Raw genomic sequence first — 25,362 nt, 5'->3', positions numbered from 1 at the left:
CGCTGTTGGAAATAGCCGGCCATTCTACCTGGATTCGCGTTTGACGCCAAACCACTGATGATACCAACGGGGCATTAATTGTTCCCGCAGGGTAGAAACCTGCGCTCTGCCCTGATTTATTCTGATACTGATTTGTCCTGACTGGCCCGTATCCAGCCAGTGAAAACCGGCCGTTCGATAGTTTTCCAGCACATTTTTCGCGGGCATACGCCATGCATTGTAGCGTGCCAGCGAGGCGATAGCGGTGTGGCCTGCGGCTTTACGCAGCAGCAATGAGGTCGACGACGTCCGGCTGCCGTGGTGCGGGACCTGCAGAATATCGACCTTCAGCCCCTGCTTCTCCAGCGCCACCAGCTGGCGTTCCGCTTTCGCTTCAATGTCACCGGTTAACATCAGACGAACCTGGCCATCATCGACGATCACCACACAGGAGTCATTATTTCCGCCCGGCAGGGGGGCCGTCAGCGGCCAGACCACCCGAAAGTGGAGCTGCCGCCAGCGCCACTGCGTGCCCCGTACGCAGGGTAAGTGTGCCTCATCAGCCAGCGCACTTCTGACTTCAACCGCTGGCCAGCGTTGAGTAATCGCCGCCAGCCCGCCAGTATGATCCAGATGTTTATGACTCAGGATGACCTGTTTTAACCGTAGCTGCCGGCGCTCCAGCCACGGAATGATCACCCGACTCCCCGCATTATCGTTCTGCCAGCGCGGGCCGGTATCATACATCACTGCCTCGTCGCCCTGGCTGATCACCAGACTCAGACCGTGCCCGATATCCAGCATATCGATTCGCCAGCCCTGCTCCTGTTCTGGCTGGCGACTCAGTATCATTGCCAGCGCTAAGGCGCCGCTGCTTAACGGCAGAGAAAAAAAGAGTTGCGCACGCCAGAGAATCAGACCGCCCCATACCATGACCGTAAACCAGGTTGTGCCACTCAGCGGCCACCAGCCTGGTGGCAGCAACGTCAGGCAATGAAACAGTGCACGTAATGAGAGATCGGCCGCTCCCCAGAAGAAGCCAGATAAATGCGCCACCGGTAGCAGCAGGGCAAGCGTCACAAGAGGCATGGTAATAAACGAGACGATCGGAATCGCGACAACATTTGCCACCAGCGCAGTCAGGCTGATGCCGTTGAAAATCGCCACCTGCAACGGCACCATTAAAATCATCATGCCCGCCTGTAAATGCAGCAGCTGTACCGGAATCCAGCGCCGTTGCTGACGGAACGACGCGGGCAGCGGGAACCAGTGATACCAGACCAGCAGCATGCCGACAGCCAGTACCGAGAGCCAGAAGCTGTCAGAGAGCACGGTCAGCGGGTCGGTTACCAGCAGTAATGCAATACAGAACGTCCAGACCTGCCAGCTATTCAGCTGAACACCCGCAAACCGTGTTATCGCCCAGAGCGTCAGGGCAAGCAGCGAACGCTCTGCGGGAGGCTGTGCACCGGAGAGCCAGGTATAGATTGCAGCAAACAGCCAGCTCACGATGAGGGGGAAAAGATAGCTGATATAACGGGCTGGCAAGATAAATTGCACCCCACGCGCAATCATCCAGCCGGTGCTGGCGGCCAGGGCGATATGCATGCCCGATATCGCCATCAGATGCGCGGTACCGGTATCCCGCAGTAGCTGACGCGTCTGCTGGCTCATCTCATCCCGAATGCCAAAAGCCAGTGCCTCCAGCGTTGCACGTGCAGGCATTGCACGGGTCCTGTCACGATGCCATAAAATAAATCGCCAGCGGCTATCACAGCGATCGCTTACCGCAATCTGCTTAAGGATTCGTCCCTGAAGCGGCGTATTATTAGCCAGTGCAAAACGCTGCGCATCGAAATCACCCTCATTAAGGCGGGCATGTACCGGTCGCAGACGCAGTTTCATCGTCCAGCGTTGTCCTGGACAGTAGACCTCCGGATCAGCATCAAACCAGATCCAGGCAAAGCGAGGCGGAAAAATCATCCTGCCCTCCTCTTTCAGCAGACGAACCCGGATTTGCTTCCGCTCTTTCCGCAGTTCACTGATCTGAAGGGTGTAGGTGGCAGGACGCGCCGAGAACTTTTCGATATCCCGCACCATCAGACGGGCGTCGTTACAGGCCCATGCCAGAAACAGCAGAGTAATACCGGCCAGACGGACGGGTTGGTAAGGGCAATGCAGCAGAGCCAGTCCTGTGAGGAGGAAGCCCCCCATCACCTCACCGGAAGGCAGCCGGGCCATCAGCAGTAGCGGTAACGTTGCAACGATCGCCAGTCGCGCCAGAACGGTCCATGTCAGCATAATCGTATCCATTGATTCAGTTCGATTATTCTGGTCAAAGAAGGTGAAAGTAACAGCGGATGATCAGGCAGGCTGGAGCGCTCTCACAAAGAGAGTGCGGTGTTGCAGTGTTGATGACAGCAATCCGGATGTCAGGTCTGAGCCTGAATCGCAGGCAAAAAAAAACGACATCCGGAGATGTCGTTTATCTGGTTCGGTATCGGCTTAGCCGTAGATATTTGCGCGATCGCGCAGTTCTTTGCCTGGCTTAAAGTGGGGAACGTATTTGCCTTCCAGATCCACTTTGTCACCCGTTTTCGGGTTACGTCCAGTACGCGGAGCGCGATAGTGCAAAGAAAAGCTGCCGAATCCCCGGATTTCGATGCGTTCGCCCTGTGCCAGCGTAGTGGCCATGTGCTCAAGCATCTCTTTTACTGCATCCTCAACGACTTTCGCCGGTATATGAGTATGCTGTCCCGCCAGTCTTTCGATCAGTTCTGACTTGGTCATGTAACCTCCGGTTTATCCCTATGGGAATGTATGACAGCTTTTACCGAAACCGGGTGGTTGCCCACCCGGTGCTTCAGGCCGATTACTCGCCTTTAGCCGCTTTGAACGCTTCAGCCATAGCGCTAGAGAAATTGCCTTCTTCCTGTTTGGTGTTAACAGTATTGATAGCTTCTTTCTCATCAGCCTGGTCTTTCGCACGGACAGACAGGCTTACGACACGGTTTTTACGATCAACGCCGGTGAACTTAGCTTCAACGTCGTCGCCAACGTTCAGAACCAGAGTTGCATCTTCAATGCGGTCCAGTGAAGCTTCAGAAGCGCGCAGGTAACCCTCAACGCCGTCTGCTAATTCAACTGTAGCACCTTTAGCATCAACTGCAGTCACTTTACCGGTGACGATGGCACCTTTCTTGTTCAAAGTGATGTAGTTGTTGAACGGATCTTCTGCCAGCTGTTTAACGCCCAGAGAGATACGCTCGCGCTCTGCATCAACCTGCAGTACAACGGCAGCGATTTCGTCGCCTTTTTTGTACTCACGAACGGCTTCTTCGCCAGTCGCGTTCCAGGAGATGTCAGACAGGTGAACCAGACCGTCGATGCCGCCATCCAGGCCGATGAAGATACCGAAGTCAGTGATTGACTTGATTTTACCTTCAACACGATCGCCTTTGTTGTGCGTCTCAGCGAACAGCTGCCATGGGTTAGATTTACACTGCTTCAGACCCAGGGAGATACGACGACGCTCTTCGTCAATGTCCAGAACCATAACTTCAACCACGTCGCCTACGTTAACAACTTTAGACGGATGGATGTTTTTGTTGGTCCAGTCCATTTCAGACACGTGTACCAGACCTTCAACGCCTTCTTCGATTTCCACGAAGCAGCCGTAATCAGTCAGGTTGGTAACACGACCGGTCAGGCGAGTGCCTTCCGGATAGCGTTTAGCGATAGCAACCCATGGATCTTCGCCCAGCTGCTTCAGACCCAGAGAAACACGGGTACGCTCGCGGTCGAACTTCAGCACCTTAACGGTGATTTCGTCGCCCACGTTGACGATTTCGCTTGGATGCTTAACGCGTTTCCATGCCATGTCAGTGATGTGCAGCAGGCCATCAACGCCGCCCAGATCAACGAATGCACCGTAGTCAGTCAGGTTCTTAACGATACCTTTGACTTCCATGCCTTCCTGCAGGTTTTCCAGCAGCTGATCGCGCTCTGCGCTGTTTTCGGATTCGATAACCGCACGACGTGAAACCACGACGTTGTTGCGTTTCTGATCCAGCTTGATCACTTTGAATTCAAGCTCTTTGCCTTCCAGGTGCAGCGTATCGCGCACCGGACGCACATCTACCAGTGAACCTGGCAGGAACGCACGGATACCGTTGAGCTCAACTGTGAAGCCGCCTTTAACTTTGCCGTTGATAACACCGGTAACAGTTTCAGCGTCTTCGTAAGCTTTCTCCAGCGTGATCCATGCTTCATGGCGCTTAGCTTTCTCACGGGACAGCAGGGTTTCACCGAAGCCGTCTTCCACTGCATCCAGAGCAACATCAACTTCGTCGCCTACCTGGATTTCCAGTTCGCCGGCTGCGTTCTTAAACTGCTCTGCAGGAATTGCAGATTCAGATTTCAGACCCGCATCAACCAGAACGACATCTTTGTCGATAGAAACGACGATGCCACGAACGATAGAACCCGGGCGGGTTTCGATTGTTTTTAAGGATTCTTCAAATAGTTGAGCAAAAGATTCAGTCATATTGATAATCTTCAGGATTCTTCAATTTAACGTCCATCTGACTTCATGTCGGATGGGGTTGTTTCACATGCCCGGCACCGGATCCATGGTACAGGGTGGTAGATTCAGTTAAGCCGTAATACCCAGCTTATCGCGGGCATATTGTAGCGCTTTTTCAATGACTTGATCGATAGACATCTCGGTAGAGTCCAGAACCAATGCATCGCCAGCGGCTACTAAAGGCGCAATTGCGCGATTACGATCGCGGTCGTCGCGTTCTTTTATCTCGGCTAAAAGGCGGTCAAAGTTAACATTAAAGCCATTATCCTGCAACTGTAGCATACGGCGCTGAGCACGCTCTTCCGGGCTGGCATCAAGGAAAATTTTCACTGGCGCATCCGGAAAAACCACGGTGCCCATATCACGGCCATCAGCAATCAGGCCCGGCATCTCGCGGAAACCGCGCTGGCGGCGCAATAATGCTTCGCGTACCCGGGGAAAAGCGGCAACACGAGAAGCGGTGTTGCTGACCTCCTGAGTACGGATTTCACCGGTGACATCTTCACCTTCAAGTATGACCTGCATTTCACCATTTTGTGACACAAAGCGCACATCCAGGTGAGCGGCAATCGGCACCAGCGCTTCTTCAGATTCAATCTCCACCTGATGATGCAATGCGGCCAACGCCAGCACGCGATAAATAGCACCGGAGTCCAGCAGATGCCACTGCAGCGATTCCGCCATCGCTTTGCACAGGGTTCCCTTTCCCGCTCCACTTGGCCCATCAATAGTTATGACCGGGGCAGTTACTGTCATTATTCCCTCCTGTTGCTGCGTGCTTCCTGACCTTTCGGTCACCATTAATGACTAGCATTATACGCTGCATAGCACGGCTTGGTTACCCTTTCGCACTGATCAGGTTCGTAATCTTAGTCAATTCAGAGGATCTCTGGCCTGTTACAGCCAGATAAAATCAGGGGAGTTCCGGTGCGAACCGCACCGGAAGGGAAGATATCAGGCGCTCTGGCTGATTTTAGCCAGTTGAACGAAATAGTCCGGGAAGGTTTTTGCAGTACAGCCAGGATCGAGAATGGTCACCGGGGTATCAGAAAGTGCAACCAGAGAGAAACACATCGCCATGCGGTGGTCATTGTAGGTGCCAATATCCGCATGAATCAGCGTCGCTGGCGGCGTAATGCGGATGTAGTCATGACCCTCTTCAACTTCTGCCCCGACTTTACGCAGCTCTGTGGCCATTGCGCTCAGTCGATCGGTCTCTTTTACCCGCCAGTTATAAATATTGCGTAACCGGGTGGTGCCCTCTGCAAATAGCGCCGTAGTCGCGATGGTCATTGCAGCATCCGGAATATGGTTCATATCCATATCAATGGCCTGCAGTTTTCCGGCCGTACAGGCAATGTAATCATCGCCCCACTCAATCGTCGCGCCCATCTTTTCCAGCACGTCAGCAAACCGGATGTCACCCTGCACACTCTGGCGTCCAATCCCGGTGACGCGAACCGTTCCGCCTTTAATGGCGGCAGCGGCCAGGAAATAGGAAGCGGAAGAGGCATCGCCTTCAACCAGGTAATCACCCGGCGACTGATACTGTTGCTGTCCCTTGATCAGGAAGCGCTGATAGTTCTGATTCTCAACCTCGACGCCAAAGCACTGCATCAGATTGAGGGTAATATCGATGTAAGGTTTCGACACCAAATCACCTTTGATGGTGATACAGGTATCCTGCTGTGCCAGCGGCGCGGTCATCAGCAGCGCGGTCAGGAACTGGCTGGAAACGCTGCCATCCACACTGACTTCACCCCCGGTAAAACCACCGCGTAAACGCAGCGGCGGATAGTTTTCGTTTTCCAGGTACTCAATGGTTGCTCCGCCCTGACGAAGTGCGTCAACCAGATGCCCGATTGGACGCTCTTTCATGCGGGGTTCGCCGGTCAGTTCGATATCGTGCTGGCCCAGACAAAGCGCCGCGGCCAGCGGACGCATTGCGGTTCCGGCATTGCCCAGAAACAGTGACAGCGGTTGAGATGCGTGCAGTGGCCCGGCATTTCCCGTCACTTCACACAGGGTGCGATCGCTGGAAAGCGTATAGCTTACACCAAGCGCGGTCAGCGCGTTCAGCATGTGCTTAACGTCGTCGCTGTCGAGCAGGTTGGTAAGACGGGTTGTACCTTTAGCCAGAGCAGCCAGCAGCAATGCACGATTGGAAACGCTCTTTGAGCCGGGCAGATTTACCGTGCCGTTGACGCGCGCAATCGGTTGGAGAGTCAGGGAGTCCTGCATGTGAAACGAAATCCTCAAAAAATACAGAGACCTCGCCGTGTGACGAGGTCTGGCATCAGCATCAATGCTGATATCTTAATAATCAGCCGTGACGGCGTTCAAAATCGACCATGAAATCGGTCAGGGCCTTCACACCTTCCAGCGGCATCGCATTATAAATAGAGGCGCGCATACCGCCTACTACACGATGGCCTTTAAGCGCGTGTAATCCCGCCTTAAACGACTCTTCCAGGAACAGCGCATCGAGCGAAGCATCGGCCAGCTGGAAAGGGATGTTCATGCGTGAGCGGTTTTCTGTTGCCACATCATTACGATAGAAGCCACTGTGATCGATTACGCCATAAAGCAGGTCAGATTTTGCCTGATTGATACGATCAATTTCAGCGACACCGCCCTTCTCTTTCAGCCATTTAAACACCAGCCCTGAGAGATACCACGCAAAAGTCGGCGGGGTGTTAAACATCGAATCGTTATCGGCCAGCACTTTGTAATCGAGGATTGAGGGCACAGAGGCGTGCGCCTGACCCAGCAGATCTTCGCGAACGACAACCAGCGTTAATCCGGCCGGGCCCACATTTTTCTGCGCACCCGCATAAATCACACCGTAACGACTCACATCGATAGGGCGTGACAGAATGGTGGATGAGAAATCAGCAACAACGGTTTTACTGCCAAAGTCGGGCTGTTCGTCAATCGCGATGCCATCAATGGTTTCATTCGGGCAGAAATGCAGGTAAGCGGACGTCTCACTCACCTCCCATTCGCTCATCGGCAGGATGGCTCGTTTACCGTCGCGCGTTGTTTTGACATCAAGCGTGCGTGGGGAACAAAACTTTTCCGCTTCTTTTATTGCGCTATGCGCCCAGTAACCGCCATCAACATAGTCGGCACTGGTCGCTTTACCCAGCAGATTTCCCGGTACGGCAGCGAACTGCGCACGCGCCCCACCATGACAGAATAAAACTTTGTAATTCGACGGTATTTTTAGCAGATCACGGAAGTCCTGCTCCGCTTCTTCAGCCACCTGAATAAACTCTTTACTGCGGTGACTGATCTCCATTACAGAGGTACCCAGACCGCGCCAGTTCGTCAGTTCCTGTTCTGCACGACGAAGCACTTCAACCGGTAGCATCGCCGGGCCAGAGCTAAAATTATAAACTTGCGTCATTTCCCCTCACCACTGTCATATCGAACGGTTATGAATAACCATCCGGTTTTATCACTGCATTCTGATAGCTGCAATCATAAATCAGGGAGCGGTCACATTTTCTGAATCTGGCTCGCCGGAGGTTATGTTAGCAATGCAAACCTGCGCGGAATTTTGTGAGGTTTTATCCAGCGCCATTAATCCGCGTTTGGCCTGAGAGCAGAAGTGATGAAAACTAAGCCGGTAAAGTAAGCCGGTAAAAATGTCCCGCCCTGATAGCGGTCTGTTAGCAAAATCCGTATCATTGCGCGCTTTACGCACCCTATGACAACTGAGAGAGCGGCACTATGACGCAAACATTTATCCCGGGCAAAGATGCCGCACTGGAAGACTCCATTGCGCGTTTCCAGAACAAGCTGCAGGATCTTGGCTTTAACATTGAAGAAGCGTCCTGGCTTAATCCTGTCCCCCATGTCTGGTCAGTGCATATCCGCGACCGCGATTGCCCGCTCTGTTTTACCAACGGCAAGGGCGCCAGTAAAAAAGCGGCGCTGGCCTCCGCGCTGGGCGAGTATTTCGAGCGTCTCTCAACTAACTATTTTTTTGCTGACTTCTGGCTGGGAAAAAAGATCGCTAACGGCGATTTTGTTCACTATCCCAATGAAAAATGGTTTGCGTTACCTGATGATGAGTCCTTACCTGAAGGTATTCTGGATCCGCGCCTGCGCGCATTTTACGATCCCGACAATGCACTGACGGCTTCCGGCCTGATTGATCTGCAGTCCGGGAATACTGAACGTGGTATCTGCGCCCTGCCCTTTACCCGTCAGTCCGACCAGCAGACTGTCTATATCCCGATGAATATTATCGGCAACCTCTATGTCTCAAACGGCATGTCGGCAGGTAATACCGCGAACGAAGCGCGTGTTCAGGGGCTGTCTGAAGTGTTTGAGCGCTACATTAAAAACCGCATTATTGCTGAAGCGATCAGCCTGCCTGCGATTCCAGATGACGTGATGCAACGTTATCCTGAAGTGATCGAAGCGATTGCACGTCTTGAAGCGGAAGGCTTCCCGATTTTCGCTTATGACGCCTCTCTCGGCGGTAAATATCCGGTTATCTGCGTGGTGCTGTTTAACCCAACCAACGGAACCTGTTTTGCCTCATTTGGTGCTCACCCTGATTTCGGTGTGGCGCTGGAGCGTACCGTTACCGAGTTGCTGCAGGGCCGAAGCCTCAAAGATCTGGATGTGTTTACTCCACCGACCTTTGATGACGAAGAAGTGGCTGAGCATGCCAACCTTGAAACACACTTCATCGATTCAAGCGGCCTGATCTCCTGGGATCTGTTTAAAGAAACTGCGGATTATCCTTTTGTCGACTGGTCATTCGCGGGCAGCACCGAACAGGAATTCGCCACGCTGATGGCAATCTTCGCCTCGGAAGATAAGGAAGTCTATATTGCAGACTACGAGCATCTGGGTGTCTATGCCTGCCGCATCATCGTGCCAGGCATGTCTGATATCTATCCGGCAGAAGATCTGTTCCTGGCGAACAACAGCATGGGAGCGGGCATGCGTGAAACCCTGCTGGCCCTGCCTGACAGCAACTGGAATCCGGAAGAGTATCTGGATCTGATTGGACAGCTTGATGATGAAGGCTTTGATGACTTCACCCGCGTTCGTGAGCTGCTGGGTCTGGCGACCGGTAAAGACAATGGCTGGTACACGCTGCGTGTTGGCGAATTAAAAGCGATGCTGGCGCTGGCGGGCGGCGATCTGGATCAGGCATTGATCTGGACAGAATGGACGATGGAGTTTAACAGCTCAATCTTTACGCCAGAGCGCGCTAACTACTATCGTTGCCTGCAGACCCTGCTGTTACTGGCTATGGAAGATGAGCGTGATCCATTGCAGTATCATCACGCTTTCCTGCGGATGTATGGTGAGAGCGCAATGGAAGCAGCCTCAGCCGCGATCAGTGGTGAGAATCCGTTTAACGGCCTTCAGGCTGTTGATGATGAGCTGCAGGCCTTCCCGGCCCATCAGTCTCTGCTTGCCGCCTACGAAAAACTGCAAAACGCCAAACGTCACTACTGGAAAAACGCGTAAACCATAACGCGTAAGACTGAAAGCAGACGGCTAACCATGGCACTGGATTTATCTGGTGCCATCCTTCCCCACTTTCTCTATGAAACATTAGCTACTTTAAAATTCCTTCTTATTACATCACATCATTTTAATTAACACATAAGCCATTAATTAATAACACAGGCTGAACTAAAAAAGTGGCGCATCACTTTATATTAAAATATTTTTGTATTTTTAAAATAAATTTATTTGTTTATATTCAGTTAGTTAACTCATAATTTTCTCATTAATTTGCGACCAGTGTGTTACCACCCTGGCAAACATGATCCATATCAATTACTGACCTATACTCCTTTGTTAGTATTTTTTCAGACAACTTCAGGAGTAAGTTAGTGTGAAAACTGACAACCCTTTTAATCTTTTATTACCCGCCGCGATGGCGAAAGTGGCCGAAGACGCGGGTATCTATAAAGCAACCAAACATCCTTTTACGACCTTCTTTCTGGCAATAAACGCCGGCGTATTTATCTCAATCGCATTCGTTTTTTATATTACAGCGACCACCGGTAGCGGCGCGATGCCCTACGGCATAGCCAAACTGATTGGAGGTATCTGCTTTTCACTCGGCTTAATGCTGGTCGTGGTATGCGGTGCCGACCTTTTTACCTCTACTGTATTAATCGTTGTCGCCAAAGCCAGTGGCCGCATCAGCTGGGGACAGCTGGCCCGCAACTGGATTAACGTCTACGCCGGTAACCTTGCAGGTGCACTCTTCTTTGTCGCCCTGATGTGGTTTGCCGGACAGCACATGGTCGCGAATGGTGCCTGGGGATTAAATGTCCTGCAAACCGCCGACCACAAGATGCATCACACCTTCATAGAGGCGGTTTGTCTGGGTACATTAGCCAATCTGCTGGTCTGTCTCGCCGTCTGGATGAGTTACTCAGGCCGCACCCTGACCGATAAGCTGGTCGTGATGATTCTGCCTGTTGCGATGTTTGTCGCAAGCGGTTTCGAACACAGTATCGCCAACATGTTTCTTATACCCTATGCCATTGCTATTCGTGACTTCGCGACACCTGAATTCTGGCAGGCAGCTGGCACCACGGCGGCACAGTTTCACTCGCTGACCCTCAGTAACTTTATTATCGACAACCTGATTCCCGTGACCATCGGAAACATTATCGGCGGCGGCGTTCTGGTTGGGTTGACCTACTGGGTTATCTATCTCCGTAAAGGTGACCAGGTTCATTAAACGCATTTTTGACGGCACAGGAAGTTGGCTGTGCCCGACCGTAAAGTCTCCTCATATAAGGCAGGTATATTATGACCGAACTTAATGCAAAACTGGCTTCAGCATGGGAAGGATTTGCTGAAGGCGAATGGCAGAATAGCGTCAATGTGCGCGACTTCATTCAGAAAAACTACACCCCATATGAAGGTGACGAGTCATTCCTGGCGGGTGCCACTGAAGCGACCACCAAACTGTGGGAAAGCGTGCTGGAAGGCATCAAAATTGAGAACCGCACCCACGCGCCAGTCGACTTCGACACCGATCTCGCCTCAACCATTACCTCGCACGACGCGGGTTACATCATTAAGCCACTGGAAAAAATTGTTGGTCTGCAGACCGAAGCGCCATTAAAACGCGCCATCATTCCTTATGGCGGCATCAAAATGGTCGAAGGGTCATGCAAAGTGTATGGCCGTGAACTCGACCCTTCACTGAAAAAAATCTTCACCGAATACCGCAAAACGCACAACCAGGGCGTGTTCGATGTTTATACCCCGGACATTCTGCGCTGCCGTAAATCAGGAATCCTGACCGGCCTTCCTGATGCTTATGGCCGTGGCCGTATTATCGGTGACTATCGTCGTGTGGCGCTGTACGGCATCGATTTCCTGATGGCGGATAAATTCGCTCAGTTCGCCTCACTTCAGGAAGATTTAGAGAATGGCGTTAATCTGGAAGCGACTATTCGTCTGCGTGAAGAGATTTCTGACCAGCATCATGCGCTGGCCCAGATTAAAGAGATGGCAGCAAAATATGGCCATGACATCTCCGGTCCGGCTACCAATGCGGTTGAAGCAGTACAGTGGACTTACTATGGCTACCTGGCTGCAGTTAAATCACAAAACGGTGCTGCCATGTCATTTGGCCGCGTCTCAACCTTCCTTGATGTTTACATCGAACGTGACCTTAAAGCCGGTAAACTGACTGAAGAGCAGGCACAGGAACTGATTGACCATCTGGTGATGAAACTGCGCATGGTTCGCTTCCTGCGTACACCTGAATATGATGAGCTGTTCTCAGGTGACCCAATCTGGGCAACGGAATCACTGGCAGGTATGGGCGTTGATGGCCGTACCCTGGTCTCAAAAAGTACGTTCCGCTTCCTGAATACCCTCTACACCATGGGTCCTTCACCTGAGCCGAACATGACCATCCTGTGGTCAGAAAAACTGCCGATTAATTTCAAAAAATATGCCGCTAAGGTCTCTATCGATACCTCATCTTTGCAGTATGAGAACGATGACCTGATGCGTGCTGATTTCGACAATGATGACTACGCAATCGCCTGCTGCGTGAGCCCGATGATTGTCGGCAAACAAATGCAGTTCTTTGGCGCACGTGCCAACCTGGCGAAAACGCTGCTCTACGCAATCAACGGCGGCGTGGATGAAAAGCTGAAAATGCAGGTTGGACCGAAAGGCGACAAAATCAGCGACGACGTACTGGATTTCGACACCGTCATGGAGCGTATGGATCACTTCATGGACTGGCTGGCAAAACAGTATGTGACTTCGCTGAACATCATTCACTACATGCATGATAAATACAGCTACGAAGCGGCACTGATGGCCTTACATGATCGGGATGTCTACCGCACCATGGCCTGTGGTATCGCGGGTCTCTCCGTCGCTGCGGATTCACTTTCTGCCATTAAATATGCCAAAGTCAAACCGATTCGTGACGAAGATGGTCTGGCCATCGACTTCGACATTGAAGGCGAATATCCGCAGTTCGGTAACAACGACTCACGGGTAGATGACCTGGCCTGCGATCTGGTTGAACGCTTCATGAAGAAAATTCAGCAGCTGAACACCTATCGTAATGCCGTGCCGACGCAGTCTGTTCTGACCATTACCTCGAACGTGGTATATGGTAAGAAAACCGGTAACACACCAGATGGACGTCGCGCTGGCGCGCCGTTTGGACCAGGTGCTAACCCGATGCATGGTCGTGACCAGAAAGGTGCAGTTGCCTCGCTGACTTCCGTCGCGAAACTGCCGTTTGCCTATGCAAAAGATGGTATCTCCTATACCTTCTCAATCGTACCAAACGCGCTGGGTAAAGATGATAACGTGCGGAAAACCAACCTTGCCGGTCTGATGGATGGTTACTTCCATCACGAAGCCAGCATCGAAGGCGGTCAGCACCTCAACGTTAACGTTATGAACCGTGAAATGCTGCTGGACGCGATGGAACATCCAGAGAAATATCCGCAGCTGACCATTCGCGTTTCCGGTTACGCTGTGCGCTTTAACTCACTGACTAAAGAGCAGCAGCAGGATGTGATTACCCGAACCTTCACTAAGTCACTGTAATTACTGCTCTACCTGATAAAAAAGGCTCCTCGCGGAGCCTTTTAATTAAAAGTCTGTTCTGGTGGTCACCTCCATCAAGGTTCCCACCAGAATCGATTTCCTGCCCTGAGCGCAACAGAGATTGCGCCGTCTGTCCCGGCAGACTTACTGGAGTAAACATCGCAATGTCAGTTAACGGTCGTATCCACTCATTTGAATCCTGCGGCACCGTCGATGGTCCCGGTATCCGTTTTATCACCTTCTTCCAGGGCTGCCTGATGCGCTGCCTCTACTGTCACAACCGCGACACCTGGGATACGCACGGTGGCAAAGAGATCAGCGTCGAAGAGCTGATGGCGGATGTGCTCTCCTATCGCCATTTTATGAACGCCTCTGGCGGCGGCGTCACGGCCTCAGGCGGTGAAGCCATTCTTCAGGCTGAATTTGTGCGCGACTGGTTCCGTGCCTGTAAGGCCGAAGGTATTCATACCTGTCTCGACACCAACGGCTTCGTACGCCGCTATGATCCGGTGATCGATGAACTGCTCGACGTTACCGACTTAGTGATGCTCGACCTGAAACAGATGAATGACGACGTGCATCAGATTCTGGTGGGTGTCTCCAATCACCGTACGCTGGACTTTGCCCGTTACCTGCAGAAAAAAGGCAAACGGACATGGATCCGTTTTGTCGTGGTGCCCGGCTATTCCGACGATGATGACACCGCACATCGCTTGGGTGAATTCACGCGTGACATGGAGAACGTTGAGAAGATTGAATTGCTGCCCTATCATGAGCTGGGTAAGCATAAATGGATTGCGATGGGTGAAGAGTACAAGCTGGACGGGGTGAAGCCACCGAGCAAAGAGACAATGGATCGCGTGAAAAACATTCTCGCCAGCTATGGCCACGAAGTGATGTACTGAAGAATCTGCCACAAAAAAAGGGAGCTTAACGCTCCCTTTTTGCTGTTCAGCGATCAGGCATGTGCCACTGGCGTAGCCTGATGATTCGCTTTGCGCAGCAGCATCACCAGATAAATCAGCGCCACAGCAGCGATCATCACGAACAGCAGCTGGTCAGAATAATTCTGCATCAGAACAGAGGTCATTGCCGGTCCAGCCAGACTGCCCACGGTATAACTCATCAGCAGTGCCTGATTCATCGCTACCAGTTCATGATGTGCGACCGTCTCGCAAGCCCAGGACATCGCCACCGGATAGAGTGTGAAGCCTGCCAGCCCCAGAACAAATAGCGCTGGTGCCATCGCGGCATTGGTTAACATGGCCATCGCACCAAGGATAACCACAAAGACCTGAACTCGCAGCACCAGCATGCGACCAAAACGATCGGCCAGACGGCCAATGGGCCACTGGCCCACAATGCCTGCGCTGACCAGCAACGCCATCCAGTAACCCACATTGGCATCACTCATTCCCTGATGTGACAGGTAAAGCGGCATCAGGCCATAAAGCGAGCCCAGAAGGATGCCAGAGATAATGCAGCCATTGATGCCCAGACGTGAGCTACGGCGACGCAGCATCGGCCAGATGCGGGCCGGAGCGGCTTCTGTCGCTTCACCGCTGGCGGAGACGCGAGTAAAGACCAGCGGCAGCACGGCGCAGAAGACCAGCGACGTCACCCACGGAATCACGCTGAGTAATTCCGTAGACAGTTTGCTGACCAGCAACTGGCCTGTCACGGTGCCGATGTAATAGACAACCATATAGGCCGCCAGCAGCTGTCCCCGATTACGTACCGTTCCGCTGCACAGAAGTGCGCTCTCGACCACCACCCACATCAGCGCACAGCCGACACCGGCGATGAAACGCATTGAACTCCATGCCCAGAAACCCGACATCATCGCCAGGCACAGAGTCGCGACGGCAAACATCAAGGTAGCCAGGTAGTAGCTGCGGTTGAAGCCGTAATGCCTGATTAACCAGCCAGCCAGCAGAGTCCCTGCGAGGTTACCGGTGTAATAGGAGGAGCTTACGATGCCCACCTGCCAGGTTGTCAGTAAGTCATGCGTCAGCCACAGTGGAACGAGCGTATTCAGCACGGCAATTGCGACAGTCATTAACATCAGGCCGCAAAGCAGCAATATCACGGGGCGTGACCAGGTTGACATAGGGGATAGAAACCAGAGCAAATGAAGGAAATTGCGCGCAGTTTGCCACTGGCTTTTTTAAAGTCAATGGGCGAACTTTAACGGCAGCACATTTTGCTGTGCGACAATTTAATTTACTAATCTTCAGTGGGTTACAATCGTAAGAAGCGGCAGGTCGCTAAATGCTATCTCTATGAAAAATTAGGTTTTTAGCCATTCCGGCCTGGCTGGTATCGATAACGTTTATTTGTGATTAAAATGAGGCCTGACAGAACAGTTTTTCCGGAGCAATAACATAAAAAAACCCGGCCATGGCCGGGTTCAGAGAGTTACTATTGCTTAGCCGATAATTTCGACGCCATTCATATAGGGGCGTAAAACCTCAGGCACAGTGATGCGGCCATCTTCCTGCTGATAATTTTCCAGCACCGCCACCAGGGTACGGCCTACGGCCAGCCCTGAGCCATTCAGGGTATGAACCAGACGCGGTTTCTTATCCTGTTTGTTGCGGCAACGCGCCTGCATACGACGCGCCTGGAAATCACCCATGTTGGAACAGGATGAAATTTCACGATAGGTATTCTGCGCCGGTAGCCAGACTTCCAGATCGTAAGTTTTAGTCGATCCAAAGCCCATATCGCCGGTGCAGAGTAAAACCTTACGATATGGCAGGTTCAGCAGCTGCAGCACTTTCTCAGCGTGACCGGTCAGCTCTTCCAGGGCATCCATTGACTGCTCCGGCGTGACGATCTGCACCATCTCAACTTTGTCGAACTGGTGCATACGGATCAGGCCACGCGTGTCACGACCGTAAGAACCCGCTTCAGAACGGAAGCACGGCGTATGCGCAGTCAGTTTAACCGGCAGGCTATCCTCTTCGAGGATCTCATCACGCACCAGGTTAGTCAGCGGCACTTCCGCAGTAGGAATTAACGCATAGTTGCTGCTGTCTGACTCCTCTTCCAGCGGACGGGTGTGGAACAGGTCTTCGCCAAACTTAGGCAGCTGTCCGGTACCGTAAAGCGTTTCGTGGTTAACCAGATAAGGCACGTAGGTTTCAAGGTAGCCATGCTGCTCGGTGTGCAGGTCAATCATAAACTGACTCAGTGCACGGTGCAGGCGGGCAATCTGCCCCTGCATGACCACAAAGCGTGAACCGGTCAGTTTCACGGCAGACGCAAAATCCAGGCCTTTAGCCGCTTCACCCAGCTCAACGTGATCTTTAACCGGGAAGCTGAACTCGCGCGGGGTACCCCAGCGGCTCACTTCCTGGTTTTCGCTGTCATCTTTGCCCAGCGGCACTTCATCGGCCGGAATGTTCGGCAGTGCCAGTGAGAAGTCACGGATTTGATTCTGCAGTTCATCCAGTTCTGCTTTTGCGGCATCCAGGCGTTCGCCCAGCGCGTTCACTTCCTGACGCAGCGGCTCGATGTCTTCCCCACGTGCTTTGGCCTGACCGATGGATTTGGATCGGGAGTTACGCTCTGCCTGCAGATTTTCTGTTTCCACCTGCAGCACTTTGCGACGCTCTTCAAGCGAACGCAGCGTTTCCACATCCAGTTTGTATCCCCGGCGTGCCAGTTTTTCTGCGACTGCGTCTGGCTCGTTACGCAGCAGATTGGGATCGAGCATGCTTATCCTGTGTATAAAAAGTTGGTTGAAAGAAGGGACGCATTCCAGCGGAATGCGTTGAAAACATTGCCCACATTACCGTAACGTCTGTTTCAGCGGTAGCGTTTTGTCGGGCTATTTTGATCCTGCTCAGCCAGCCAGCTTAGCTTTTCACCAATCTTGCCTTCAAGCCCGCGCTGGGTTGGGGTGTAATAGCGCGCGCTGGCCAGTTCCTGCGGAAAATAGACTTCACCCGCGGCATAGGCGTTGGTTTCATCATGGGCATAACGGTACTCTTTACCCAGGCCCATCTCTTTCATCAGCTTAGTCGGGGCATTGCGCAGATGTTCCGGCACATCGTAATCGGGATGGTCGCGCGCATCACGCATTGCGGCTTTAAACGCGTTGTAGACCGCATTACTTTTAGGCGCGCAAGCCAGATAAACAATGGCCTGGGCAATCGCACGCTCCCCTTCTGCAGGACCGACGCGCGTGAAGCAATCCCAGGCCGCAATCGCCACCTGCATACCGCGCGGATCGGCGTTGCCGACATCTTCGGAGGCGATTGCCAGCAACCGACGAGCCACATAGAGCGGATCGCCGCCCGCAGTGATAATGCGCGCATACCAGTAGAGCGCCGCATCCGGTGCGGAGCCGCGTACCGATTTGTGCAGTGCAGAAATCAGATCGTAAAAACGATCGCCTTTATTATCAAACCGCGCGGATCGCTCACCAGAGACTTCGTTAAGCAGCTGCGGCGTCAGTTCTCGCTGACCTGATGCGGTGATTTCGGCCATATCAGCCATCATCTCCAGCGTGTTCAGCGCCCGACGTGCATCACCATTAACCAGTTCAGCGATCATCCTGCGTGTGTTGTCCGGCAGCACGATGTCACTGTCCCCATAACCTCGCGCTTTATCCTGCATCGCCTGATCCAGCACCTGCTCAATATCTTCCAGGGTTAGTGATTTCAGCAGGTAAACGCGGGCGCGTGACAACAACGCAGAGTTAAGTTCAAAAGAGGGGTTTTCGGTGGTCGCACCAATAAAGGTAATGGTGCCATCTTCGATATGGGGCAGAAAGGCATCCTGCTGGCTCTTGTTGAACCGATGGACCTCGTCCACAAACAGGATCGTGCGCCGCCCGGCATGTTTATTCTGACGGGCCCGCTCAATCGCCTCACGGATCTCTTTTACGCCGGAGGTGACGGCCGAAATACGCTCCACATCGGCGTTACCGTAATGGGCAATGATCTCAGCCAGCGTGGTCTTGCCGGTCCCGGGAGGTCCCCACAGGATCATTGAATGCAGGTGCCCTGCTTCAATCGCGCGCGGCAGAGGTTTGCCTGCGCCCAGCAGATGCTGCTGACCAATGTACTGTTTCAATGTTTCTGGCCGCATACGCGCGGCCAGAGGTTTGAAATTTTCGGTGGAAAAATCCAGGGACAGGTTACTCACCGTGACCTCACTGACGTTGGTCGTCCACCGTCACGCCTTTTGGCGGTGTGAACGTGAATTTATCCGGGCTGATAGCGCCATTCTGCTGGCTTTTCAGCTGGTAATCGCTGCGCTGGCCATCCTGCTCGATAGCACTGAAGCGGTTGATGGTCCCGCTGGACGTCACCTGGATGGTGAACTGTTTCAGGTTGCCGTCGCTGTTCTTAGGTGTCAGTTCAAAATTGTCACCCTGCTGTTTAATATTGTACTGCTTCCAGTCATTTGACTGGTTGCGGGCAATCAGCATAAAGGGCGTGTTGCTGGTCGCATTCTGCAACAGGCTGACTGTCGCCTGCTCAACAAACGGGTTGTAGAACCACAGCGATTTACCGTCGGAGATGATGATGCTTTCGTCCGGCGCGGTCATGTGCCAGTTAAACAGGCTGGGACGTTTTACCCACAATTCGCCTTCGCCGTCCTGCACATTCGCGCCGCTGCTGTCGGTCACTTTTTGGGTGAAGCTGGCGTGGAAGCTGCTGACCTTGTTCAGGCGCTGTTGCAGATCACTGGAAGCATCAGCCAGAACGCTGGCTGAAGAAAAGGTGGCCAACAGGCCCAGAGCGATTACGCGTAATTTCATCTGCTTCAATTCCTTATTTAAACGTTCCCATCGATAACTGCATTAAGCCTGGCCGCCGTTCCGCCATCAGAACAGAGGAAAAAACCGAAAGCTGATTCAGATATGGGGTTTAACCGCATAAAAACAATGAGCCAGTCGGAACTGGCTCATTGCGTTGTGTTTCAAAACATTTAGCCACTACATATCGTGTGGCGGTGGCGACAGCACTTCACGGTTACCATTGTGTCCTGGTGCAGAAACGATGCCCTGCGCTTCCATCTGTTCAATGATACGTGCCGCGCGGTTATAGCCGATGCGGAACTGACGCTGAACGCCTGAAATCGACGCACGGCGCTTATCGACCACAAAACCGACCGCCTGATCGAACAGCGGATCGAGCTCTTCATCACTGTCGATGCCACCGGCATTTTCGCTCTCTTCGCCCGCCGTAATGCTGTCGATATATTGCGGACGACCACGCGCTTTCCAGTCCTGAACCACTGCATGCACTTCCTGGTCACGAACAAACGCACCGTGAACACGAATCGGCAGCGAGGAGTTCGGCGGCATGTAGAGCATGTCACCCATACCCAGCAATGACTCCGCGCCGCCCTGATCGAGAATGGTACGTGAGTCAATTTTACTGGAAACGGTAAAGGCGATACGCGTCGGAATGTTCGCTTTGATCAGGCCGGTAATGACATCCACAGATGGACGCTGTGTCGCCAGTACCAGATGGATACCGGCAGCACGGGCTTTCTGTGCCAGGCGGGCAATCAGCTCTTCCACCTTTTTACCGACTGCCATGATCAGGTCAGCAAACTCATCGACCATCACAACAATATAAGGCAGCTTCTCCAGAACCGGCGGCGTCATATCCATGCTGTCGCCCGGCTTCCAGAACGGATCGGGAATCGGACGACCCATCGCTTCGGCCTGTTCCACTTTTTCGTTGTAGCCCGCCAGATTACGCACGCCCAGCGCCGACATCAGCTTGTAGCGACGCTCCATTTCACCGACGCTCCAGCGCAGCGCATTGGCAGCATCCTTCATGTCTGTGACCACTTCGGTCAGCAGATGCGGAATACCTTCATAGACCGACAGCTCAAGCATTTTCGGGTCGATCATGATGAAGCGAACTTCTTCCGGCGTCGCCTTATACAGCATGCTGATAATCATGGCGTTCACGCCCACAGATTTACCGGAACCGGTGGTACCGGCGACCAGTAAGTGTGGCATTTTCGCCAGATCGGCCACCACCGGCTGACCGGCAATGTCTTTGCCCAGCACGACGGCCAGCGGTGAAGGGTTGTCGCGGAATTTAGGGCAATCCAGCACTTCACGCAGATAGACGGTCTGACGATGCTTGTTTGGCAGTTCCAGACCCACGTAGGGTTTGCCTGGGATCACTTCCACCACACGAACCGCTACCGTCGACAGCGAACGCGCCAGATCGCGGGACAGGTTGGAGATACGCGCCGCTTTCACGCCCGGTGCCAGGTCGAGTTCGAAACGGGTAATAACCGGGCCAGGCGAGATACCGACCACCTCCGCTTTGACGCGATAATCGCCTAAGCGTGACTCCACCAGACGGGCCGTCTGCTCCAGCGAGAACATATCAACCGGCTCTTCCTCTTCAGGTGGTGCGGTCAGCAGATCCAGCGAAGGCAGTGGCGTGGAAGGTTTCTCCAGCGGCTGCTCATGGCGCATCAGGAACGGATGAATCAGACTGTCATGCAGTGAAGGTTTCGCCTCTTCCACCGGCTGAACCGGCGCTGCCGCTGGCGTGCCATAGGCAGGCGCAGCGTACGCCGGAGCCTGAGGAGCCGCAGGGGCACCATAAGCGGGCGCAGAGGTTGCCGCAGGCGCAGCATAGTCAGGTTCAGACGGTGCTGCCGGGGCGCTATAGGCAGACTCTGCCGGAGCAAAGCTGGCTGGTGCAGGAACATGAGCCGGAGCCTGAGGTCTTGAAACCTCACTCACCTGCTGCCAGGGTTCGTGTGAAACCGCTGGGGCTTCAGGTTCTGGCGTCGCCGCAATGGTAAACAGCGGTTCAGAAGGACCGTCATCCACCAGATCTTTCATCGGTGAAAAATCAAACGCTGAGGCGGTATCAATATTGAATACCGGCTCTTTTTTCACTTCTGGCTCATAGCGCTGCTGTTGCTGCTCGGCGAACTGACGCGCCAGTGCATCCTGCTGCTGTGCATCCTGTTCATCTTCCTCGTCCTGCTGCCAGCTGGTGCCGTAACGCTGCTGCTGTTCAGACTGGAAAGCCTGTCGCAGTTCAGCCTGCTGCAACGCCTCTTCAGCATCCGGAGCAGAGGAAACGGAGCCAGCACTAACCGGTTCGGTCTCTTCCGTTTTCGCTTTCTCTTCTGCCATGCGCTGAGAAGGCAGCTTAATGCCATAAGAGGCCAGCTCACGACGGGTTGGCAGTTTTACCGGGTTAGGACGCGGCAGTGCCGGGCCGATACCTTGTTTAACCTGCGGATTGAGATTGGTTTCAGGGGCTAAATCAAAAACAGGCGCAGTACGCGTTGTTGCCTGGGCTGCCGTTGCAGCGGATGCCGCCGATGCCGATGCCGCAGGGATGGCTGACGTATCCCGCCAGTTACCCATTTTAGGTTCATCATCTTCGTAAGCACTGAACGACGGCGTAGCCGGAGCGTCGTCTGGCATTTCAAAATGATAAAGCGGTGGTGAGTCTGCGGGTGCAGAAGCACTCTGCGGCGGCGTCGGGGAATTCGCCACACTCTGCGGAGCTGGCGCGCTCTGTGCGTACGCAGGCGCAGGTTGTGCAGACGGCGATGCAGGGATGGATGTCGCTGACGCGGCAGGCGCCGAAGCTGTAACCGCAGCAGCAGGTGCAGCGACAGATGCTGGCGTCACCGTGGCTGCAGGGGCGAGGGTCACCTCGGCGGCTTCAGCGGTGGCCGCGACTGCCGCACTGGTGGCTGCTGCAGCTTTAGCCAGCAGCGGATCCTGCTGTGACGCCGCAGGCTCAGCAGCTGCACGTGGGGCAGAAAGCAGCACATCATCATCCTGATCGGCGGCATGAAGCTCAGGCACATCCGCGTATTCACGCGCGTCCCGCTCGTCATCCTCTTCCTGCCAGGGTTCATCGTGACGAGAGCGGTTGCTGGCAAACGTCAGTACGCCCATGACTACGCCACCAATTCTTTCTGCAATGGTGAGCCATGACCAGCCGGTGTAAAGGGTAATGCCCGCCGCCCAGACGCAGAGCAGCATCAGCGTGCCGCCAGCCGGACTGAACCAGGGTGCAATAGCATTACTGACCAGGCTGCCGATCACGCCGCCCGAGGCAAAGTACCAGATATCATCGGCGTTCAGCGCCGCCATACCACAGGTCGTCACCACCAGCGCGAGGACGCCAATTAAGCGCAGCCCGACGGCAAAGTAGTCAAAATAGTCCTGGCTGTCGCGCTGACGGAAAGCAATCCAGCACAGACCCAGGATGACGGGCGGAATGGCATACGCCATCACACCAAAGATGAAGAGTAAGGTGTCAGCCAGCCAGGCACCGACGCTGCCGCCGATATTATGGATAGGTTCATGCCAGGCCGTTTGCGACCAGCTCGGGTCGGAAGGGTTAAAACTGACCAGAGAAACCATCAGGTAGATGGCAAACAGCGCCACCAGAATGAGCATTGCTTCCAGCAGACGACGTCCACTGCTCATCGATTGTAACGAAACGTCTTTATCTTCTGTATATTCCTGGCTCAAGAGGACTCTCCAGGTGCCTGTAAAGTAAGAAGCAACAGCGCCGGGCGAGCCCGACGCTGATCCTGTATGAATGCACAGGAGTGTACCGAAATCTCACAGGTTTTGCACCTGCCCCGCATCAGCGAGTTTTGATCACCAGTCGATTGCTCTGTTTAACCTCTTCCATCACCACATACGTACGCGTGTCGTTTACGCCCGGCAGGCGCAACAGGGTTTCACCCAGCAGCTTACGGTAGGCTGACATATCAGGTACGCGCGTTTTCAGCAGGTAGTCGAAATCGCCGGAAACGAGGTGACACTCTTGAGTTTCCTCAAGTTTTTGCACAGCGGCGTTAAATTGCTCAAACACATCCGGTGCACCACGATTCAGAGTAATCTCAACGAACACCAGCAGCGACGCATCCAGATAGTGCGGGTTCAACTGCGCGGTGTAGCCAAGAATAAATCCCTGACGTTCGAGACGACGCACGCGTTCAAGACATGGCGTAGGCGATAAGCCTACGCGTTTGGAAAGCTCTACGTTTGAAATGCGACCATCTTTCTGAAGTTCATTCAGAATGTTCCTGTCAATTCTGTCGAGGTCTTTCCCGGGGCGTTTCTTATTGTCTACCATTATTATTGTCTCTCTTAATTCCTTCCCTTTACCTGCCACGCCCTGAAAACGCTCATTGTTCGGGGCATTTCTGAAGTGAGCTAACAGAGCCTGTGTTCTGACACCTATCGATATGACGCATGTTGTCTGTCCACATCATGCGTCATTATCCATATCAGGCTGCTTTTATTCGGCGTTACGTGCAAAACGGGCGATGAAAACCTGTTTTGTTCCGATAAATGTTATTCGCTTCTGATAATGTTTTCGCAAAAGCGCAGGCGATTGTCAAAGTAAAATCACCAAATTCAGGACAAGATGCCAGACAGTCCGCTGGGTACCTGTTTTTAAATGACTATTTTTCCACTATTGCACCCCTCTAACCCGAGTTTTGCCCCCTTTTGGCGCATTGGCCAGGCAAAACCGTCGCTCATCGTCTACGCCGTTTGCAGCTATCGTTAACAAAATTGCCTAAGCCTTGTCATTGTCGCCGGATATTCCCTACAATCGCAGGCTATGTCAGCCGAATGAAACTGAGGAACGCATGAGTACGGCCAAACACAGTAAGTTACTCATTCTGGGCTCCGGCCCAGCGGGTTATACCGCAGCCGTTTATGCTGCACGCGCCAACCTGAACCCGGTACTGATTACGGGTCTGGAAAAAGGCGGACAGCTGACCACTACCACCGAGGTGGAGAACTGGCCGGGCGACCCGCACGATCTGACAGGTCCATCGCTGATGGAGCGGATGCATGAGCATGCCGAAAAATTTAATACTGAGATCATTTTCGATCACATTCACACCGTCGATTTGCAGAACCGTCCGTTCCGCCTTACGGGTGACAGCGGCGAATACACGGCAGATGCCCTGATCATCGCCACCGGTGCGTCAGCGCGCTACCTCGGTCTGCCTTCCGAAGAGGCCTTCAAAGGCAAAGGCGTCTCTGCCTGTGCAACCTGTGACGGCTTCTTCTATCGCAACCAGAAAGTCGCGGTGATTGGCGGTGGCAACACGGCTGTGGAAGAGGCGCTCTACCTGGCGAATATTGCGGCTGAAGTGCACCTTATTCACCGTCGTGACAGCTTCCGCGCAGAGAAGATCCTGATCGACCGCCTGATGGAAAAAGTGCGCAATGGCAATATCGTGCTGCACACCCATCGCACGCTGGAAGAAGTGGTGGGCGATCAGATGGGTGTCACCGGTCTGACGCTGCGTTCTACCCAGAACAGTGATGAGACAGAAGCGCTGGAGGTGGCGGGTCTTTTTGTTGCTATCGGACACAGCCCGAATACGGCCATTTTTGAGGGTCAGCTGGCGCTGGAGAACGGTTACATCAAAGTTCAGTCAGGTCTGCACGGCAACGCCACTCAGACCAGCATCCCTGGCGTCTTTGCGGCAGGCGATGTGATGGACCATATCTATCGTCAGGCGATCACCTCTGCGGGCACCGGCTGTATGGCCGCGTTAGACGCTGAGCGCTTTCTTGACGGACTGGTTAAAAACGATCAGTAAGTTGTTAACCCTCTGATCTCAAATGTTCCAGGCGACGGTTTTTCCGTCGCCTTTTTTATTGCTCTCATGCTAGATTCTTGCGCCTGAAGAGATGGAAGTGTCTTTCC

The 25,362-nt window shown here is 53.4% G+C and carries 17 protein-coding genes; 5 read left to right on the top strand and 12 right to left on the bottom strand.

Going from position 1 to position 25,362, the window contains the following annotated elements:
- Positions 1-24 precede the first annotated feature (24 nt).
- The 6 genes from PAG01S_RS00250 to serC form a co-directional block, all read right to left on the bottom strand.
- Positions 25-2,280 carry a DNA internalization-related competence protein ComEC/Rec2 gene (locus tag PAG01S_RS00250; protein ID WP_062757320.1) on the bottom strand — a complete coding sequence of 752 codons (2,256 nt, stop codon included), beginning with the start codon at positions 2,278-2,280 and terminating at the stop codon, positions 25-27.
- Between the two features lie 204 nt (positions 2,281-2,484).
- The gene (ihfB, locus tag PAG01S_RS00245) at positions 2,485-2,769 is read right to left on the bottom strand and encodes an integration host factor subunit beta (RefSeq protein ID WP_003849360.1); all 285 of its coding nucleotides are present in this window, start codon (positions 2,767-2,769) and stop codon (positions 2,485-2,487) included.
- Between the two features lie 82 nt (positions 2,770-2,851).
- Positions 2,852-4,525, bottom strand: coding sequence for a 30S ribosomal protein S1 (gene rpsA / locus PAG01S_RS00240; protein ID WP_003849352.1), 1,674 nt, complete (start codon positions 4,523-4,525; stop codon positions 2,852-2,854).
- A gap of 108 nt (positions 4,526-4,633) precedes the next feature.
- Positions 4,634-5,320, bottom strand: a complete 687-nt coding sequence (gene cmk, locus PAG01S_RS00235) for a (d)CMP kinase (RefSeq protein WP_062757318.1) — start codon at positions 5,318-5,320, stop codon at positions 4,634-4,636.
- A gap of 198 nt (positions 5,321-5,518) precedes the next feature.
- Positions 5,519-6,805 carry a 3-phosphoshikimate 1-carboxyvinyltransferase gene (aroA, locus tag PAG01S_RS00230; RefSeq protein WP_010254943.1) on the bottom strand — a complete coding sequence of 429 codons (1,287 nt, stop codon included), beginning with the start codon at positions 6,803-6,805 and terminating at the stop codon, positions 5,519-5,521.
- An 82-nt stretch (positions 6,806-6,887) separates the two neighbouring features.
- Positions 6,888-7,973, bottom strand: a complete 1,086-nt coding sequence (gene serC / locus PAG01S_RS00225; RefSeq protein ID WP_033757140.1) for a 3-phosphoserine/phosphohydroxythreonine transaminase — start codon at positions 7,971-7,973, stop codon at positions 6,888-6,890.
- Between the two features lie 326 nt (positions 7,974-8,299).
- Between serC and ycaO the strand changes: the two genes are divergently transcribed.
- From ycaO to pflA, 4 genes are all read left to right on the top strand, one after another.
- Entirely contained in the window at positions 8,300-10,063 is a 1,764-nt protein-coding gene (gene ycaO / locus PAG01S_RS00220; RefSeq protein WP_033771267.1) for a 30S ribosomal protein S12 methylthiotransferase accessory factor YcaO, read from the top strand.
- 373 nt (positions 10,064-10,436) lie between these two features.
- The gene (gene focA, locus PAG01S_RS00215; protein WP_010254939.1) at positions 10,437-11,297 is read left to right on the top strand and encodes a formate transporter FocA; all 861 of its coding nucleotides are present in this window, start codon (positions 10,437-10,439) and stop codon (positions 11,295-11,297) included.
- Positions 11,298-11,368: 71 nt separating this feature from the next.
- Positions 11,369-13,651, top strand: a complete 2,283-nt coding sequence (gene pflB, locus PAG01S_RS00210; protein ID WP_010254936.1) for a formate C-acetyltransferase — start codon at positions 11,369-11,371, stop codon at positions 13,649-13,651.
- Between the two features lie 164 nt (positions 13,652-13,815).
- A complete protein-coding gene (pflA, locus tag PAG01S_RS00205) occupies positions 13,816-14,556 on the top strand; it encodes a pyruvate formate lyase 1-activating protein (RefSeq protein ID WP_062757316.1) in 741 nt (246 codons plus the stop codon).
- Positions 14,557-14,609: 53 nt separating this feature from the next.
- Here pflA and PAG01S_RS00200 read toward each other — a convergent pair whose 3' ends face one another.
- The 6 genes from PAG01S_RS00200 to lrp form a co-directional block, all read right to left on the bottom strand.
- Entirely contained in the window at positions 14,610-15,761 is a 1,152-nt protein-coding gene (locus PAG01S_RS00200; protein WP_010254932.1) for an MFS transporter, read from the bottom strand.
- A gap of 318 nt (positions 15,762-16,079) precedes the next feature.
- The gene (gene serS, locus PAG01S_RS00195) at positions 16,080-17,372 is read right to left on the bottom strand and encodes a serine--tRNA ligase (protein WP_010254930.1); all 1,293 of its coding nucleotides are present in this window, start codon (positions 17,370-17,372) and stop codon (positions 16,080-16,082) included.
- A gap of 92 nt (positions 17,373-17,464) precedes the next feature.
- Positions 17,465-18,808, bottom strand: a complete 1,344-nt coding sequence (locus PAG01S_RS00190) for a replication-associated recombination protein A (RefSeq protein WP_033757131.1) — start codon at positions 18,806-18,808, stop codon at positions 17,465-17,467.
- A 7-nt stretch (positions 18,809-18,815) separates the two neighbouring features.
- Complete coding sequence (gene lolA, locus PAG01S_RS00185) at positions 18,816-19,427, bottom strand: outer membrane lipoprotein periplasmic chaperone LolA (protein ID WP_003849334.1); 612 nt, start codon at positions 19,425-19,427, stop codon at positions 18,816-18,818.
- A gap of 177 nt (positions 19,428-19,604) precedes the next feature.
- A complete protein-coding gene (locus tag PAG01S_RS00180; RefSeq protein ID WP_062757314.1) occupies positions 19,605-23,153 on the bottom strand; it encodes a DNA translocase FtsK 4TM domain-containing protein in 3,549 nt (1,182 codons plus the stop codon).
- Positions 23,154-23,271: 118 nt separating this feature from the next.
- Positions 23,272-23,766, bottom strand: a complete 495-nt coding sequence (gene lrp, locus PAG01S_RS00175; protein ID WP_006118610.1) for a leucine-responsive transcriptional regulator Lrp — start codon at positions 23,764-23,766, stop codon at positions 23,272-23,274.
- Positions 23,767-24,286: 520 nt separating this feature from the next.
- On the opposite strand from lrp, the gene trxB reads away from it, so the two are divergent.
- A complete protein-coding gene (gene trxB / locus PAG01S_RS00170) occupies positions 24,287-25,255 on the top strand; it encodes a thioredoxin-disulfide reductase (RefSeq protein WP_003849329.1) in 969 nt (322 codons plus the stop codon).
- Positions 25,256-25,362: the final 107 nt, after the last annotated feature.

The organism is Pantoea agglomerans NBRC 102470, from assembly GCF_001598475.1.
Lineage (GTDB): Bacteria > Pseudomonadota > Gammaproteobacteria > Enterobacterales > Enterobacteriaceae > Pantoea > Pantoea agglomerans.
This window is presented reverse-complemented; position numbering and strand designations above follow the sequence as displayed.

Bases quoted from the DNA above. Each gene is read 5' to 3' on its own strand.
- serC (WP_033757140.1), bottom strand. From the start codon at position 7,973: ATGACGCAAGTTTATAATTTTAGCTCTGGCCCGGCGATGCTACCGGTT.
- pflB (WP_010254936.1), top strand. From the start codon at position 11,369: ATGACCGAACTTAATGCAAAACTGGCTTCAGCATGGGAAGGATTTGCT.
- cmk (WP_062757318.1), bottom strand. From the start codon at position 5,320: ATGACAGTAACTGCCCCGGTCATAACTATTGATGGGCCAAGTGGAGCG.
- PAG01S_RS00250 (WP_062757320.1), bottom strand. From the start codon at position 2,280: ATGCTGACATGGACCGTTCTGGCGCGACTGGCGATCGTTGCAACGTTA.
- PAG01S_RS00200 (WP_010254932.1), bottom strand. From the start codon at position 15,761: ATGTCAACCTGGTCACGCCCCGTGATATTGCTGCTTTGCGGCCTGATG.
- ihfB (WP_003849360.1), bottom strand. From the start codon at position 2,769: ATGACCAAGTCAGAACTGATCGAAAGACTGGCGGGACAGCATACTCAT.
- lrp (WP_006118610.1), bottom strand. From the start codon at position 23,766: ATGGTAGACAATAAGAAACGCCCCGGGAAAGACCTCGACAGAATTGAC.
- trxB (WP_003849329.1), top strand. From the start codon at position 24,287: ATGAGTACGGCCAAACACAGTAAGTTACTCATTCTGGGCTCCGGCCCA.
- aroA (WP_010254943.1), bottom strand. From the start codon at position 6,805: ATGCAGGACTCCCTGACTCTCCAACCGATTGCGCGCGTCAACGGCACG.
- rpsA (WP_003849352.1), bottom strand. From the start codon at position 4,525: ATGACTGAATCTTTTGCTCAACTATTTGAAGAATCCTTAAAAACAATC.
- pflA (WP_062757316.1), top strand. From the start codon at position 13,816: ATGTCAGTTAACGGTCGTATCCACTCATTTGAATCCTGCGGCACCGTC.
- serS (WP_010254930.1), bottom strand. From the start codon at position 17,372: ATGCTCGATCCCAATCTGCTGCGTAACGAGCCAGACGCAGTCGCAGAA.
- ycaO (WP_033771267.1), top strand. From the start codon at position 8,300: ATGACGCAAACATTTATCCCGGGCAAAGATGCCGCACTGGAAGACTCC.
- lolA (WP_003849334.1), bottom strand. From the start codon at position 19,427: ATGAAATTACGCGTAATCGCTCTGGGCCTGTTGGCCACCTTTTCTTCA.